The organism is Aeromonas sp. FL131 (genome assembly GCF_049860615.1).
Lineage (GTDB): Bacteria > Pseudomonadota > Gammaproteobacteria > Enterobacterales > Aeromonadaceae > Aeromonas > Aeromonas hydrophila.
In genome coordinates, this window is the sequence record NZ_CP187595.1 from 2,179,680 (window position 1) to 2,192,486 (window position 12,807).

Annotated in this window: 10 protein-coding genes and 3 tRNA genes; 10 read left to right on the forward strand and 3 right to left on the reverse strand. The window is 62.4% G+C overall.

Going from position 1 to position 12,807, the window contains the following annotated elements; translation table 11 throughout:
* The first annotated feature begins 227 nt into the window (after window positions 1-227).
* A complete protein-coding gene (gene alr / locus ACPW75_RS10070; RefSeq protein WP_179101466.1) occupies window positions 228-1,340 on the forward strand; it encodes an alanine racemase in 1,113 nt (370 codons plus the stop codon).
* A gap of 146 nt (window positions 1,341-1,486) precedes the next feature.
* Here the strand turns inward: alr and ACPW75_RS10075 are convergent, their stop codons facing one another.
* Window positions 1,487-2,182 (reverse strand): B3/B4 domain-containing protein, encoded by a 696-nt coding sequence (locus ACPW75_RS10075; RefSeq protein WP_077096892.1) that lies wholly within the window; start codon window positions 2,180-2,182, stop codon window positions 1,487-1,489.
* Window positions 2,183-2,225: 43 nt separating this feature from the next.
* Between ACPW75_RS10075 and ACPW75_RS10080 the strand changes: the two genes are divergently transcribed.
* On the forward strand, window positions 2,226-2,828 hold the full coding sequence (locus ACPW75_RS10080) for a helix-turn-helix domain-containing protein (protein ID WP_077096890.1): 603 nt from the start codon (window positions 2,226-2,228) through the stop codon (window positions 2,826-2,828).
* A gap of 160 nt (window positions 2,829-2,988) precedes the next feature.
* On the opposite strand, the gene ACPW75_RS10085 is transcribed toward ACPW75_RS10080, so the two are convergent.
* Window positions 2,989-3,076 (reverse strand) — tRNA-Ser (locus tag ACPW75_RS10085).
* Window positions 3,077-3,259: 183 nt separating this feature from the next.
* Window positions 3,260-5,056: a C4-dicarboxylic acid transporter DauA gene (dauA, locus tag ACPW75_RS10090; RefSeq protein ID WP_179101465.1), complete on the reverse strand. Its 1,797-nt coding sequence runs from the start codon at window positions 5,054-5,056 to the stop codon at window positions 3,260-3,262.
* A gap of 485 nt (window positions 5,057-5,541) precedes the next feature.
* On the opposite strand from dauA, the gene ACPW75_RS10095 reads away from it, so the two are divergent.
* From ACPW75_RS10095 to ACPW75_RS10130, 8 genes are all read left to right on the forward strand, one after another.
* Window positions 5,542-5,617: transfer RNA gene (locus ACPW75_RS10095), tRNA-Asn, on the forward strand.
* Between the two features lie 2 nt (window positions 5,618-5,619).
* Window positions 5,620-5,695 (forward strand) — tRNA-Asn (locus ACPW75_RS10100).
* Between the two features lie 143 nt (window positions 5,696-5,838).
* A complete protein-coding gene (locus tag ACPW75_RS10105) occupies window positions 5,839-6,324 on the forward strand; it encodes a YqhA family protein (RefSeq protein WP_011706364.1) in 486 nt (161 codons plus the stop codon).
* 117 nt (window positions 6,325-6,441) lie between these two features.
* The gene (locus tag ACPW75_RS10110; protein WP_077096884.1) at window positions 6,442-6,891 is read left to right on the forward strand and encodes a hypothetical protein; all 450 of its coding nucleotides are present in this window, start codon (window positions 6,442-6,444) and stop codon (window positions 6,889-6,891) included.
* A 4-nt stretch (window positions 6,892-6,895) separates the two neighbouring features.
* Entirely contained in the window at window positions 6,896-9,865 is a 2,970-nt protein-coding gene (locus ACPW75_RS10115) for a hypothetical protein (protein WP_179101464.1), read from the forward strand.
* Entirely contained in the window at window positions 9,865-10,683 is an 819-nt protein-coding gene (locus ACPW75_RS10120) for an FTR1 family iron permease (RefSeq protein WP_077096882.1), read from the forward strand. The genes ACPW75_RS10115 and ACPW75_RS10120 overlap by 1 nt, the downstream gene beginning before the upstream one ends.
* 95 nt (window positions 10,684-10,778) lie before the next feature.
* Window positions 10,779-12,203 carry an FAD-dependent oxidoreductase gene (locus ACPW75_RS10125; RefSeq protein ID WP_077096880.1) on the forward strand — a complete coding sequence of 475 codons (1,425 nt, stop codon included), beginning with the start codon at window positions 10,779-10,781 and terminating at the stop codon, window positions 12,201-12,203.
* 31 nt (window positions 12,204-12,234) lie between these two features.
* Window positions 12,235-12,795 carry a hypothetical protein gene (locus tag ACPW75_RS10130; RefSeq protein ID WP_077096878.1) on the forward strand — a complete coding sequence of 187 codons (561 nt, stop codon included), beginning with the start codon at window positions 12,235-12,237 and terminating at the stop codon, window positions 12,793-12,795.
* The last annotated feature ends 12 nt before the right edge of the window (window positions 12,796-12,807 follow it).

Consider the following 12,807-nt stretch of genomic DNA (forward strand, 5'->3'; position numbering starts at 1 on the left):
GGCAGGCAAATTTATACAGAGGAATATCCCGTATTTTGCGCATTTTCATATTCCCATTCGCCACATAATTTACCAACCAAAAAACAACTGATAACATCTTTTTACATTTTAAAGCATATAAAACAACATGATTCAGTGACCCCCCGTTTGCCCGTCGCGGCAGCCAGGATCACCGGATCAGGATTGAAACCAGCAGCCAACTTCTCATCGAGCAGACACCCGACCCCATGATGAACACAGTTACGGCCAGCATCGATATCGATGCACTCCAGCACAATTTCGCCGTGGTGCGCCGCCATGCCCCCCACAGCAAGATCATCGCGGTACTCAAGGCCAATGCCTATGGCCACGGGCTGCTGCCGGTGGCCCATGCACTCGCCCAGGCCGATGCCTATGCGGTGGCCAGGGTCGAGGAGGCGCTGGTGCTGCGCGCCAACGCCATCACCAAGCCCATTCTGGTGCTGGGAGGCTTCTTCAGTGCCGAGGCCTTGCCGCTGCTGGTGAAACACGAACTGCAAACCACCTTGCATACCTGGGAGCAGCTGGCACTGCTCGAGCAGGCCACTCTGCCCGCCCCCATCAAGGTGTGGCTCAAGCTCGATACCGGGATGAACCGGCTCGGGCTGCGCGCCGAGGAGCTGCCCGCCTTCATCGAGCGGCTGAGCCATTGTCGCAACGTGGTGCAGCCGTTCCATCTGATGACGCACTTCAGCCAGTCCGATGAACAGGATACCCAGGCCACTCAGTTGCAGATCGAGGAGTTCAACCGCCTCTCTGCTCATCTGCCGGGCGAGCGGGCCATGGCCAACTCCGCCGGCATCCTCGCCTGGCCGGCATCGCGCAGCGACTGGATCCGGCCCGGCCTTATGCTCTACGGCGCCTCCCCGTTTACGGGTCAGCTCGCCGTCGACCATGATCTGCGCCCGGTCATGACCCTCAAGAGCCAACTTATCGCCACCCGCGCCTGCGCGCAGGGCGAAACGGTCGGCTATGGGGGGCACTGGGTGGCAGATCGAAATACCACCCTCGGCGTGGTGGCGGCGGGCTACGGGGATGGCTATCCGCGTATGGCGCCCGAAGGGACCCCCATGCTGCTCAATGGCCGCCGGGTACCCATCGTGGGTCGGGTCTCCATGGACATGATCACCGTCGATCTGGGGCCGGCAGCCAGCGACAAGGTGGGAGACGAAGTAACGCTGTGGGGGGAAGGGCTGCCGGTGGAACAGGTGGCCGAAAAGATAGGCACCATCCCCTACGAACTGCTGACCCGCCTGACCAGCCGGGTCCATCTCAGGCATTGCGACAAACGCGAACAGATGCCGATGTTGAAGCTGGCCTGAGCAAGCGGGTACGGGCCTGCGATGTGGGCCCTGTTATGCCGTCATCAGGCAATAAGTTGGCCTCTCCTCATGGCGGGAGCAGCAATACCACGGCGGGGGCGCCCTTCCTCTCAGCGTTGAGATTAAGGGCGCCCCTGCTGCCGGGTTCAAGGAAGATCGAAGCCGACCAGGCTCTGCTCGATGCGGGCGTCAGGCATCATGCGCCGCAGCCCGTCCACCAGCCTGGCAGCGGCCTCCTGCAAGGCCGCCAGCGGCATCTCGGGCAGGCTCTCCAGAATGAACCACATCTGTCTGGCATCGCTATCCAGGCGCGTTCTCACCCCCTGACGCCAGTTCCAGCGCCGGCAGGTAACGCCCAGATCGTCGCGCCAGATCACCTCGCCCGCCTCCGGGCACTCCTGCGCCGGCGCCCCCTCTTTCATGGTGTCAAAGGCTTCGCTACCATCGGCAATGACCAGCCGGGGCGTCCCGACATAGGCGGCCAGGTTTTCCCCGCCGACCGGGAGGGCATAGGCAAGGCTGATGGCGTTGTAGAGATCCACCACGGGATCGATGCTCGGCAGAGCGCCATCACGCAGCACCCGCTTGCGCAGGGCATCCGCCGAACAGGGAGTACGCTGGGGCTTGGCGCCAAACCCCTTGAATACCGCAGCCCAGGCGGCCAGATGTGCCTCGGTCCAGGGCGCGGGGTCGTGCAGAACCCGCTGGCAGGCCTGCGCCAACTCATCGACGGCGATGGCCGGATTGACGATCTCGTCGGCCTGCAGGGTAATGCTGATAGCCCGAAATCCCGGGGCCAGCGTCGCCAGCGCGGGATCGATTGACGGTTGTACCGATCTCATGGAATATCCTTATATCGACTATTTTATTTCATGATAATGACCGATGACCAAGAGAGTCAATATAACGACCGATGCCGGCGCCGACGTGGGGCATGTCACCGCCGCCGTCTCCCGCCGGCTCAAGGAGTACAGACAACAGGGCCGATTGTCGCTCGATGAGCTGTCGCGCCGGGCCGGGGTGAGCAAGGGGATGCTGGTCGAAATCGAAAAGGGGGCGGCCAACCCCAGCATCGCCATCCTGTGCAAGCTGGCCGCCGCGCTCGGGGTATCGGTTGCCGATATCGTCGACGTAGCCAGCACCCCGACGGTGCACCTGATCGAGCCGCAAGCCATCCCGACCCTGTGGCAGGGCCCGCTCGGCGGCTCGGCCCGCCTGCTGGCCGGTACCCGGGGACCGGACATGATCGAGCTGTGGCATTGGCAACTGTACCCCGGCGAGCAGTTTGACTCTGACGGCCACCCGCCCGGCACGGTGGAGCTGTTTCACGTCGAGCAGGGCACCCTGCAACTGCAGCTGGGAGCGAGCGAGCTTGCCGTCACTCAGGGTTGCTCGGCCGTGGCCCGCACCGACCTGCCCCACGCCTATCGCAACGCAGGCGACAGCATGCTGCGCTTTACCATGACGGTGGTGGAACCGCACGGTTGAGGCTGGCCGCTGCGAGGTGACAAACCGTCTCCTGATAAACAACGCTTCCTGATAAACAAAAGGCCCCGTCTTGCGACGGGGCCTTTGCCAATTGTTAGCGAGAGCAGGTATTGCTACGCCCAAAGCAAAAAACCGACCATCAGGTCGGTTTTTTGTAATTTGGCGGTGAGGGAGGGATTCGAACCCTCGATACGTTGCCGTATACACACTTTCCAGGCGTGCTCCTTCAGCCACTCGGACACCTCACCAAATTTTGGTCTGCTGTTTAACGTGCTCAGCCAGCACGGTGTTCGCAGCGCTGTTGCGCTGGAACGGGGCGTAATGTACGGGATACGACGGCATGCGGTCAATGCAATTTTTCACGTTTTGCGTTCGTTTGCTCATTATCCGAACCAAGTGACTAAAAACATGCCGTTTCGTATCCCTTTCCATCAATTTCCAGTCGCTTCGTGCAAGTGCTCGCCTTTGAGCGCCTCTTCCAGCGAGCCGTAAAACTCCAGCTGACCGGGCACCGGACGCACCTTGGCGCGCGCCAGGGTCTTGAGCGGCTGGAACTGCAACTCGGCGACCCGCAGTTGCACTCCCGCCTTGGCCATCTGCTTTTCAAACTGCAGGAAGGCGGAGAGCCCGCCGGCGTCCAGGATGGAGACCGCCTCCATCTGCAGCACCAGCAGCTTGTGGCCCTTGACCTGGGCTACCAGCTCGCCGAACACCCGCTCGGCGGCAGCAAAGAACAGCGGGCCGTTGATCTTGTAGAGCAGCGCCTGCTCCGGTACCTCATGGGCATAGCGCTTGTGATCCGCCAGATCGTGCAGCTTGGTCATCTTGGCAATCTCGCGCATGAACAGCAGGGAGGCGAGGATCACCCCGAAGGTGATGGCGATGACCATGTCGAAGATGACGGTCAGCGACAGACAGACCAAGAGCACCAGCACGTCGGATTTGGGGGCACGCCGGATCAGCTCCACCACCTTGTACGCCTCGCTCATGTTCCAGGCGACGATGAGCAGCAGGGCCGCCATGGCCGAGAGCGGCAGCCAGGAGAGCCAGGGCGCCAGCACCAGGATGGCCGCCAGCACCACCAGCGCATGCACGATGCCGGAGATGGGAGAAGTAGCCCCGGCCCGCACGTTGGCGGCGGAGCGGGCAATGGCGGCGGTGGCGGTGATGCCGCCGAAGAAGGGGGCGACTATGTTGCCAAGCCCCTGCCCCACCAGCTCGGCGTTGGAGCTGTGCTTGCGACCTGTCATGCCATCCAGCACCACGGCGCAGAGCAAGGATTCGATGGCCCCCAGCATCGCCATGGAGAAGGCGGCAGGCAACAGGCGCTCGATGGCGGCCAGGTTCCACTCCACTGGCGAGCCATTAGGCCCCGGCAGAGCCCAGGGCATTACCAGGGTCGGCGCGATGGGCGGGATCCCCATGCCCTGGCTGCCATCGGCCAGGGTATAGCTGAACTTGCTGCCGATGGTGGCGACGTCCACCCCGAACTGATGCAGGCCAAAGCCAAGGCCCACCCCCACCAGCACGGCGGGCAGGTGGCCTGGCACCGGCAGCCGCAGGCGCGGCCAGAGCAGCAGCACCGCCAGGGTCGCAATGCCGACCAGCGTATCCCCCCACTGCCAGCTGGGCAGGGCATGGGCCAGCGCCTCGACCTTGCCGAGGTAGGTTTCCGGCATCTCGGGCACATGCAGGCCGAAGAAGTCCTTGATCTGCAGGGTTGCAATCACGATGGCGATACCACCGGTGAAGCCCAGGGTCACCGAAGGCGGAATGTACTCGATGAGGCGTCCGAGCCGGGCCACCCCCATGGCCACCAGAAAGAAGCCCGAGATCAGGGTCGCCATCAACAGACCGCCCACGCCGAACTGCTGGGCCACCGGATAGAGGATCACCACGAAAGCGGCGGTCGGCCCCGAAATGGAGAAGCGGGAGCCGCCGGTCACGGCGATGACGATGCCGGCGATGATGGCGGTATAGAGACCGTGCTGCGGTGGCACGCCACTGGCGATGGCCAGCGCCATGGCCAGCGGAATGGCGATGATGCCGACCGTGATGCCGGCGATCAGGTCGCGGCCGAAGCGGGGAACGCTGTAGGGTTCGTCAATACAGGATTGGCGTAAAGCAATGGCCAGCTTCACGCTTTGCAAAGGTGCTTGGTTGTGCATGTATTCGTAATACCAGAAGAGGGAGATAAAGGCCGGATTGAACCGGCGCCCGATCATCATCAAGGGCCGGCAGAGCTGTCGACACGGCGATGGTATCCTGGCCAACCATACCCCAGCCGATGAAATATTTCGATGGGCGGGATCAATGAATGGCCGTTACCACGCAGAATTACCGTTTATTGTCAGCATATCGACCACTTTTCTCACCATTACGCAGCACACTCACTTCGCCTGCTAACCAATTTACCCCACCCTTATGCGTGTCCCTGCCTCTCCCCTCCTTTATGTCTACCATTGTTCGGCCATAAGACAGCTGCTTATCCCGCACCATGCCTCGGCATATCCTCATCCATCCCCTCTTCATGCCACTGAGCCGTCTCGATGAGCCCGAGAGGTCAACGCCAAGCTGCTGATTGTGCTGAAAATAGTCCGCAGCGGCCAAGTTTTGGGCAAACGGGCCAAAATCCCCTTTTTGCAGCGGATCGCGGGTTGACACCCGGCGGATGGGCCATTAATATCCGCACCGTCTCGACGAGACAGGCAATTCCTCCTTAGTTCAGTCGGTAGAACGGCGGACTGTTAATCCGTATGTCACTGGTTCAAGTCCAGTAGGAGGAGCCAATTCCCTCGTAGTTCAGTCGGTAGAACGGCGGACTGTTAATCCGTATGTCACAGGTTCAAGTCCTGTCGAGGGAGCCACATTCGAAAGCCCAGCCTTATGGCTGGGCTTTTTTCGTTTCCGCTTGCTCTGCCGCCATCAGCCCTCTGTGCGCAAACAGGGATGCCCTCGATGGCGGATCCGCGCCATAATCAGCGCAACCTCACCCTCTTCAGGAGTTTTCATGCGCCGTTTCAACTTCATGCTCAATGGCAGCCGGTTGATGATGTTCCCCTTCTATGTCTGCATTCTGGTCTGCGTGGCCCTGCTGATGGTGAAATTCGCCATGCTGCTTTATGCCCTGTGCATCGACATCGTAGGCATTCACTACATGGACCTCATCACCGGCGTACTCACTCTGGTGGACTTCGTGCTGGTGGCCCAGATGCTGATCCTGGTCTCCATCTGCGGCTATGTGCAGTTCATCCAGACCCAGGAGCAGCGCGAGGCGCTTGGCAACAACTGGCTCAGCAAGATCAACTTCGCCTCCCTCAAGCTCATCGTCATCAACTCCCTGGTCACCATTGCCGGGATTGAAGTGCTCAAGGCCTTCCTGGATGACGGGGTCGGCAACGAGGTGGAGATGAAGTGGTCGGTGATCGTGTTCCTCGCCTTCTCCACTGCGGCGCTCATCTACGCGGTGACCGAGCGGCTGGCGGACCACAAATAGCGCCGGTTTTCATTCAGCCTTTATTCATCAAGAGCGGAATTGATAACTCTTTTCATTACCTTTCCTGCATTGTAAACTTGCTCCCCCGGGCTGCACTGCCCGGGCGTTGGAGCACTTATGACAAGCCTTTCCCTCTCACCACGACACTGCTGGCAGTGGCTGGCCTATCACCATCAGGCCGCCGAGGGCTCCCTCTATCTGATGTTCTTCTCCGGCCTGCTGCTGTGGGAACCGCTGACCCCGCTCTGGTCGCTGGCACGCTGGAACCTGTTCCTGCACGTCGCCCTCTCGCTCACCCTGTTCCCCCTGCTGTTCGGCGCCTTCTGGCTCTCCCATCGCAGCCTGCTGCGCAAAAGCCGCAAGCCTTTCCTACGCACCACCGGCCGCATCATCGAAGCCTTGCTGCTGATCTGTCTGGTCAGCGGGCTGTTGCTGGTGCTGCACGGCACCCCGGGCGATGGCATGGGCAACCTTGCCAGCTGGGCCCACTGGCTGAGCGCGCTCGCGTTGACTCCCCTGGTGCTGCGCCACGCCTGGCGCTGGACCATCTTGAAATGGCGCACCTGATCTTATGTTGAAGTTGTTGTTATCCCTGATGTTCGCCACCCTGCTGCTGGGGACCGCCTCGGCCCAGGAGATGGGCACCGCCATGATTGCCTATGACGAGGGGAGTGCCCCGCGCCTTGTCACCGCCAACCAGAACGCCGGCTCGGTCACCCTGCTTGAGCGCGATAGCGGCAAGCGACTCAAAGAGGCACAACTGGGTGGCGATCTGCGCCAGCTGGCTCGCGCCGATGACGGCACCCTGCTGGTGAGCGATTATCGCGGCGATCGCCTGCTGCTGCTGGATGATGATCTCACCCTGAACAAGGCGATCCCCACCGGCCATAGACCCTACGGGGTCATCTTCGATCCTAAGCGGCAGTGGTTCTGGGTCACGCTGTTCGAATCAGCTCGCCTGCAGGCCTATGACACGGCGGGCAAGCTGCAGCTGGATGTGGCCACTGCCGAGACCCCGCGCGGGCTGGCCTTGACCGACAATGATCGCCTGCTGCTCACCCACGCCATGACCGGCCAGCTCGCCATCTATGATCTCGCCAAGCTTGAGAAGGACGCTAAGAGTGCTGCCTTGCCCAAACCCAGACTCATCACCCTGGCCGAGACCCACAGCGACACCCCAAGCGACTCGCAAGGCTTGCCGCACCTGCTGGACGGCATCACCCTCTCCCCCGATGGCAGCGAAGCCTGGCTGCCCCACGTGCTGTGGAGTTTCGACCACCCCTTCCAGTTTCAGAGCACCGTCTTCCCGGCCGTCTCCATCATCGATCTCGATGAAGAGAAAGAGCGGGTGGATGAGCGCAAGCAGCTCTTCTTGCAGATCAACCTGCCCAGCGTCGGCAACCGCAGCCAGATCGTCTCCAACCCGTTCGCGGCGCGCTTCGCCGCCGATGGCAAGCGGGTCTACCTAACCCTGGCGGGCTCGGAGGATCTGCTGGTGTTCGACCTGTCGCGCAGCGGCAAGCAGAACAGCAACCGCCACCGCCGCAAGAAGTTCCAGGGGGGCGCCAAGGCGACCCAGCTCCTTCGCCACCTGCCGGGCCAGAATCCGCGGGACTTGTTTGTCGACGGCGACCACATCCTGGTGCACAACGTCATGGGGCAGGATCTCACCCGCCTCAACACCGGCGGCAGCGGCCCGTTTGCGCGGGTCACCGTGGATGTGCCCCACTTCGCCAAACTGGTAGAGACGGATCCGCGCCCCGAAGCGCTCAAGCGTGGCGAGCGGTTGTTCAACCTGGGCAACACCGCCGCCAACAGCCGCTTCCCCATGGCGGGGGACAACTGGATGAGCTGCAACTCCTGCCATCTGGACGGGTTCAACTTCACCAACCGCTATCTGATGGCGGCCCACCGCCAGCAGAGCGGCGACAATGCCATCAACGGCCACGCCAACCTCGCCAACATGGTGGCGGGGGACTTTATCGGCGAATACCTGCGCATGACCCAGCAGACCCAGGGCGGCATGGGTCATGACACCCGCGATGGCGCCGAGCCGGTCGACCCTGCCAAGCCCCAGCCCGAGGTGAAGGCGATGATGGAGGATCTGCACGCCTTCGTGACCAGTGATGGCAACCTCCCCTATCTTGCCAACTGGCTCAGGCTCGATGCCCCGCGCACGGATCCCGCCAAGGCGCCGACCACTCATCCCAGGGAGTGGCTCAACTCCGCCTCCTGCCAGAACTGCCACCAACAGGCGTTCCAGGACTGGAGCGAGAGCAACCACAGGCTTATGGGCAACTCCCACCCCTACTACAAGGTGGTACAGGCCCTGGCCCGCGAAACCGAAGGAGAAGCGTTCGGTCAGTGGTGCCAGGGTTGCCACATGCCCCAGCAGGTACTGAACGGCCAGCAGGATCTGCCCAAGGGATCCCACATGTTCGAGCAGGGCGGCGCCTCGCTGATCGCAGCCCACCAGAAAGGCGAGCCCGTGGTGGAGGAAGGGACCGGCTGCGTGCTCTGCCATCGCATCACCAAGGTAGAAGATGCCGGCGGCAACAGCGCCTTTACCGTGAATTTGAAAGACCGCGAGAGCTATGTGTTCGAGGATGCCGCCGGCGGCAGCCTCCAGCACTGGCTGGCGGAGCGGCAGATCAACGCCCGCCCCGCCATGCACAAGGCCTCTTACCAGAAGGATTTCTACCGCGACGCGGCCCTGTGCAAGTCGTGCCACAACGAGTTTGCCCCCGGCACCGGCGCCAACATCGTCAACACCTGGGACGAGTGGGAGAACTCCAGCTTCGCCAAGGCGGACGATCCCGCCAAACGGCGCACCTGCATCGACTGCCACATGAACCCGGAGCCGGGCAACGGCGGCGCGCCGGTGGCCGGCCAGTCCACCGAAAACGGCACCGTGAAAGAGCGGCTCTATCGCCACAACTTTACCGGCGCCCAGCACCAGCTGGTGGGGCTGAGAAGTGCAACCCTCGAGCAGGAGAGTCTGGCGCTGCTGCGTTCAAGCGCCACCCTTTCGGCTCGGATCGAGCAGGGTGCCGCTAGCCCGCAGCTGGTGGTGCGGGTCGCCAATACCGGCGCTGGCCACGCCCTGCCCACCGGGGTCGCCGATTTCCGTGAACTCTGGCTGGAGCTGACCGTCACCGACGCCAGCGGCAAGCGGGTGCTTGCCAGCGGCCAGCCGGTGGATGGCGCCGTCCCCGAGGATGCGCGACTGTTCAGGAAAGTATTCGGCGATGCCGAGGGCAAACCGGTGGGGCTCAAGTTCTGGCGCTACGCCAAGCTCTTGGAAGATACCCGCATTCCAGCCGATGGCTGGCGCGATGAAGCCTGGCCGCTGCCGGCGGATGCCAAGGGGCCCTTCAAGACCGATATCAAACTCAATTTCCGCACTTACCCCAAGTGGGTCAATGATGCGGTGCGCGCCGCCGAGCCGAGCTTGCCGGAGCCACCCATAGTGCTACTCAATCGGCTGCAACTCACCCTGCAGCCCCTCCCCGTCACGCCCGCTACGGAGCCTCAAACCTGATGTTTGCAAGTTTTCTCATTACCCTGCGCGAGGGGCTGGAAGCCTTCCTGCTGGTCGGCATCTGCCTCTCCTACCTCGCCAAGCTGGGGGCGAGCCGCTACAACAAGTTCGTCTATCTGGGAGTGGGGCTGGGTCTGCTTGCCTCCCTCATCGTCGCCTTCCTGTTCCAGGTGGTGGTGAGCCAGTTCGAGAGCGAGCGCTACAACCATTTGCTGATGGCGGGGATCCTGATTTTCGCCACCCTGGTGCTCACCTACATGGCGGTCTGGATGCAGAAGCAGGCCAAATCCCAGGTGGGAGCCATGACGGCGCGCATCGATGCCGCCATCGACGGCGGCAACCTGTTTGGGCTGGTGCTGCTCGCCTTCCTGGCAGTGATGCGCGAAGGTTTTGAAACCGTGCTGTTCTTCTCGGCCCTAGTCTACTCCGGACAAGGGGTGGATCTGCACGAGGGGCTGATGGGGGCGCTGGGCGGCCTGCTGCTGTCGGTGGTGCTGGTGTGGGGGCTGCTGCGCTCCACCCGCAAGGTGGCGCTGGCCCCCTTCTTCCGCTGGACCGGCCTGCTCATCATCATCATCGCCGCCGGACTGCTGTCGTCCGCCGTCAACATGCTGCAGGCGGCCGGGCTCATCACCTTCTGGACGACGCCGGTCTTCAACATCAGTCACATTCTCGACGATCAGGGGGTATTTGGTACCTTCCTGCGTGCCCTGTTTGGCTACAATGCCTCACCAGCCGGCCTGCAGTTGCTGACCTGGGCCAGCTACCTGGTGATCTTCGTCACCGTCTGGCATCGCAACTATCGTCCCCAGCGCTGATCGCCCAGCGCGGCGCAGCAGCGGATGACAAGGCGGCTCAGCGGGGCCGCCTTTTCAACGTCTTCTCTTTTGGTCAGCTTTTCGGATAAAGAGTCATGAGCGACAACAACACACAACACATTGCGGTACTGGGTGCCGGCCCTGCCGGTCTGATGGCCGCCTGGCGCCTGCGCCAGGCCGGTTTTGCAGTCACCCTGTTCGAGCAGGAGTCAGTGGTGGGCGGCATGTGCGCCACCCAGACCTTCAAGGGGCGCGACGGCGAGTATCGCTTCGACTACGGCGGCCACCGCTTCATCACCAAGAACCCCGAGCTGCTCGCCTTTATCGACGAGCTGATGGGGGACGATCTGCTCCACGCCGAGCGCAAGAGCGTCATCCGCTTCGGCGGGCGCACCTATGACTACCCCTTGAACCTGCCCAACCTGCTCAAGACGGCGCCGCTCGCCCTGATGGCCGGGGCGGTGAAAGACTTGCTGCTGTTGCCTTTTGCCAAGAAGCCCACCGATTTTGCCAAGGCGAGCTTTGCCGAGTGGATCCAGAGTCACTTCGGCCGCACCCTCTATCGCCAGTTCTTCGAGGGCTATACCGGCAAGCTGTGGGGCATCAATCCGGACCAGCTCTCCGCCGACTGGGCCGGTCAGCGCATCAGCCTGATCGATCTCAAAGACGTGGCGCGCCGCCTGCTGCCAAGACGTAACGGCAGCATCTCGGTGCGTACCTATGCCCGCAAATACCGCTACCCCAAGTACGGCTTCGGCCAGATCTTCACCACCCTGGGGGAGCGGCTGGTTGCCGAAGGGGTTGAGCTCAAAACCGGCGCTACCATCACCCGCCTTGAGCAGGCTGATGGCCTCATCGAACGGGTCTATTGGTCACAAGATGACGTGGAGCAGAGCGAGCGCTTTGATCAGGTGATCTCCACCCTGCCGCTGCCGCTCACCTGCCAGCATCTGGGCTTGCCGTGCGATCTGCACTACCGCTCCTTGCGTTTCGTCAACATGCCGCTCAAACAGGAGAACCTGTCGGACAACACCTGGCAGTACCTCTCCGACCCCCATATTCTGGCGACCCGTCTGCAGGAGCCGCGCCGCCGCAGCCCCTTTATGGCGCCAATGGGCCAGACATCCGTGATGCTGGAGATCCCCTGCAACCCGGGTGATGCCACCTGGCAGGCGCCGCTCGCTGAACTACGCGGCCGGGTCACTGCCGATCTCGCCAGCCTCGGCGTCGATACCCAGAAGCTTGGCGATGAGACCTTCGAAGCACGCAGCGAGTACGCCTATCCGCTGATGGATCTCGGCTATCAGGCTCGTCGCAACGAAGCCATCAAGGCGCTGATGCCGATCAATAACCTCATCATGACCGGCCGTCAGGGGACATTTCGCTACATCTTCACCGACACCGCCATGGAGATGGGGATGATGGCCGCCGACATGGTGATCGACGGGGTGGACAGACGTCACGCCATCTTCAATCATCGCAACGAAAATACCGTGATCGAAACCCAGAGCGTGGCCTGACCGCGCCATTGGCATAAGTAAGGAGAACAGGATGACCATCCGCCCGGGTTTACTCGCCCTCACCCTGCTGCTGACCCTGAGCGGTCAGGCGCAGGCTTACTCCTACGCCGCCGCCGGCAAGGAGCCGCTGATCGATGCCCGCGAGGCACTGCTGGGCGCCGCCACTGACGGCAAGGATGCCAGCGCTACCTTGAGCGAGATTGCCGAGGAGCTGACCTATCTGGAACAGCATCACAAGGTCGAGCTGCAAGCACCACTCGCGGCCGCCATCAAGGCCAAAGACGCCGCGGCTACCGCCGCCCTGCTCAACCGGGCCTACAAGGCGGAGATCGAGCGCCGTCTCGAGGGGGCCAGCCAGAACCTTGGCGACTACCAGACCGCCAAGGTGCTGGTGGTCAAGAGCAAGCGCTTCCTCGATTTGATCCTCCCCTCCCTGAGCGAAGGGGATCGCAAGGCCGCCGAGCAGGCGCTGGCCAAGGTGCTGGATGCCATCGGCAACCCTGGGGTGTTCGGGGTGGGTGCCAAGCCTGCCGATGTCACCGCCTTCGCCGAGGCGGAAAAAGCGCTGATGGCCGTGCTGGCACCGCTTTGATGGCAATCTGCC

Excerpts from the sequence above, each read along its gene's own strand:
- alr (WP_179101466.1), top strand. The coding sequence starts at position 228 with ATGATGAACACAGTTACGGCCAGCATCGATATCGATGCACTCCAGCAC.
- ACPW75_RS10075 (WP_077096892.1), bottom strand. The coding sequence starts at position 2,182 with ATGAGATCGGTACAACCGTCAATCGATCCCGCGCTGGCGACGCTGGCC.
- ACPW75_RS10080 (WP_077096890.1), top strand. The coding sequence starts at position 2,226 with ATGACCAAGAGAGTCAATATAACGACCGATGCCGGCGCCGACGTGGGG.
- dauA (WP_179101465.1), bottom strand. The coding sequence starts at position 5,056 with ATGATGATCGGGCGCCGGTTCAATCCGGCCTTTATCTCCCTCTTCTGG.
- ACPW75_RS10105 (WP_011706364.1), top strand. The coding sequence starts at position 5,839 with ATGCGCCGTTTCAACTTCATGCTCAATGGCAGCCGGTTGATGATGTTC.
- ACPW75_RS10110 (WP_077096884.1), top strand. The coding sequence starts at position 6,442 with ATGACAAGCCTTTCCCTCTCACCACGACACTGCTGGCAGTGGCTGGCC.
- ACPW75_RS10115 (WP_179101464.1), top strand. The coding sequence starts at position 6,896 with ATGTTGAAGTTGTTGTTATCCCTGATGTTCGCCACCCTGCTGCTGGGG.
- ACPW75_RS10120 (WP_077096882.1), top strand. The coding sequence starts at position 9,865 with ATGTTTGCAAGTTTTCTCATTACCCTGCGCGAGGGGCTGGAAGCCTTC.
- ACPW75_RS10125 (WP_077096880.1), top strand. The coding sequence starts at position 10,779 with ATGAGCGACAACAACACACAACACATTGCGGTACTGGGTGCCGGCCCT.
- ACPW75_RS10130 (WP_077096878.1), top strand. The coding sequence starts at position 12,235 with ATGACCATCCGCCCGGGTTTACTCGCCCTCACCCTGCTGCTGACCCTG.